This is a genomic window from Poseidonocella sp. HB161398 (assembly GCF_005870025.1).
GTDB lineage: Bacteria > Pseudomonadota > Alphaproteobacteria > Rhodobacterales > Rhodobacteraceae > Mangrovicoccus.
The window spans coordinates 1-2,273 of record NZ_VATA01000186.1; the positions used below are offsets into that span (position 1 = coordinate 1).

3 protein-coding genes are annotated in these 2,273 nt (G+C 67.6%); 2 read left to right on the plus strand and 1 reads right to left on the minus strand.

Annotated elements, in window-relative coordinates:
• Window positions 1-47 precede the first annotated feature (47 nt).
• Together tnpB and FGX59_RS36530 are read left to right on the plus strand one after the other, a co-directional pair.
• On the plus strand, window positions 48-266 hold the full coding sequence (tnpB, locus tag FGX59_RS36525; RefSeq protein WP_138473438.1) for an IS66 family insertion sequence element accessory protein TnpB: 219 nt from the start codon (window positions 48-50) through the stop codon (window positions 264-266).
• Window positions 267-320: 54 nt separating this feature from the next.
• The gene (locus tag FGX59_RS36530; protein WP_138473439.1) at window positions 321-1,880 is read left to right on the plus strand and encodes an IS66 family transposase; all 1,560 of its coding nucleotides are present in this window, start codon (window positions 321-323) and stop codon (window positions 1,878-1,880) included.
• Here the strand turns inward: FGX59_RS36530 and FGX59_RS38440 are convergent.
• The coding region (locus FGX59_RS38440) for a hypothetical protein (RefSeq protein ID WP_206078560.1) at window positions 1,787-2,273 on the minus strand (487 nt) is incomplete at its 5' end. The genes FGX59_RS36530 and FGX59_RS38440 overlap by 94 nt on opposite strands.

A 2,273-nucleotide genomic window follows, 5' to 3' on the forward strand; every position in this document is an offset into this window, starting at 1 on the left:
AATGGCACCATTCCGACCGATCAACCCTTTGATTTTACAAGACCCGCCTGTGCGAACAGGCCAATTTTGAGCTTCCAACTGTCGAAGTTCGGGGCACCGGTCTCGTGATGGCGTACAAGCGGCTGGAGGAATCGGGCTTCGTCTGGCCTCCCGTGACCGACGGGGTGATGTCGCTGAACCGGGCGCAGTTCGAGGCGCTTTTTGCCGGGCTCGACTGGCGCCGGGTGAAGGCGCTCGAGGCCAGGCGGCCTGCTGTGGCGGAATGACTCGCGGGGTCTTTTCCCCGCCTGCAGTGGCCCGCTCCGGGCTATGCTGCCAGCATGACCGACGCCCCCGAGATCGACCTGTCCGCCATCCCCGAGGAGCAGCGCGCCGCCGTTGCCCTGCTGATGCGGCGCGTCGGCGAGCTCGAGGAGACGACCCGCCGCCAGGAGAGCCTGATCGCCGAGATGAACCAGGCGCTCTACGGCAAGAAGTCGGAAAAGCTCTCGGAAGACGAGCGCCAGCTGGCCTTCGAAGACCTCGAGACGGCGGTCGCCGAGGTCGAGGCGCAGAAGGTGGCGCAGGCCGATGACAGCGCAGGCCAGCGCCGCAAGAACTCCTCCGCGAAGCGCAACCGCGGCAATCTTCCGGCCGATCTGCCCCGGATCGAGGAGACCATCGAGCCGGACAGCCTCGACTGCCCCTGCGGCTGCGGGCAGCTCCACCAGATCGGCGAAGACCGGACCGAACGGCTCGACATCGTTCCGGCGCAGTTCCGCGTCATCGTCACGATCCGCCCCCGTTATGCCTGCCGGATCTGCACTGATGGCGTCGTCCAGGCCCCGGCGCCTGCGCATCTGATCGAGGGCGGGCTGCCGACCGAGGCGCTGATCGCCCATGTGCTGGTCGGCAAATACGCGGACCACCTGCCTTTGTACCGGCAGAGCCAGATCTTCGCCCGCTCGGGCCTGTCCCTCGACCGCAGCACGCTGGCCGGATGGGTCGGCACGGCAGCCTTCCATCTTGGCCCCGTTGTGAACCGGCTGGCGGAGCATCTGAAGGCCTCGACCAAGCTGTTCATGGACGAGACCACCGCGCCGGTGCTCGACCCGGGACGCGGGAAGACGAAAACCGGCTTCCTCTGGGCTCTTGCCCGCGATGACCGGGGATGGGGCGGGGACGACCCTCCCGGGGTGGTCTATTTCTACGCCCCCGGCCGCGGCGGCGAGCACGCCGAGACATTCCTGGCCGGCTTCGACGGCATCCTGCAGCTCGATGGATATCCGGGCTACAACCGCCTGGCGCGCCCCTCCCGCAAGGGCGGCGCCCCGGTCAGGGTCGCCCACTGCTGGGCACATGCGCGGCGCAAGCTGAAGGAGGTCTTCGACCGCGACGGGTCCGAGATCGCCGCCGAAGGCCTGCGCCGCATTGCCGAGTTCTACCGCATCGAAGCGGAAATCCGCGGCATGGGCCCCGGCCAGCGCCTCTCGGCCCGCCAGGCCCGCACCGCGCCCTTGGTCGCCGCCTTCGGCACCTGGCTGCAGGAGCAGCGGCGCCGCGTCTCGGCCAAGTCCCGGCTGGGCGAGAAGCTGACCTACATCCACAACCACTGGGACGGGCTGCAGACCTTCCTGGCGGACGGCCGGGTCGAAATCGACTCCAATTCCGTGGAAAATCTCGTCAGGCCAATTGCCCTCAACCGCAAGAATGCCCTCTTCGCGGGCCACGACGAGGGCGGCCGTGCCTGGGGCCGGATCGCCTCGCTGATCGAGACGGCAAAGATCAACGGCGTCGAGCCCTTCGCCTATCTCAAGGCGACGCTGGAGGCGATCGCTGCCGGGCATCCGCAGAAGCGCATCGACGAACTTCTGCCGTGGAATTTCAAGCCGTCAACCTGAGATCCAGTGAGCCGGGAGCACCGCTTACGCCCTTCCTCGTCTGCCATGATGCGTTCGATGACGTCGGGCTCGCAGCGCCCGTCGCGCAGGAACTCGCGGACTCCGCCTTCCCAGGTGCGGATGTCGGCAAGGAACTCCTGCAGGCTTTCGATGCCGCGGGCCGTGAAGGTCGTGATCCCGCTCTCGGTGCCGTCGTCGACCCAGATCATCTCGCCGTAATCGATGTTGTCGGAATTGGCGCTGATGACCTCGATGAGCTCGAGGTTCTCGCCGATCCGCCTGGCGGCCTCGCCGATGGACAGGACCTGCGTGACGCGGGCCATCAGGCGGCCGCCGCGGAGCGGCCTTCCGGCCGGGTCCAGTTCCAGGGAAGCAGTTCGGGCAGCCGCGAGA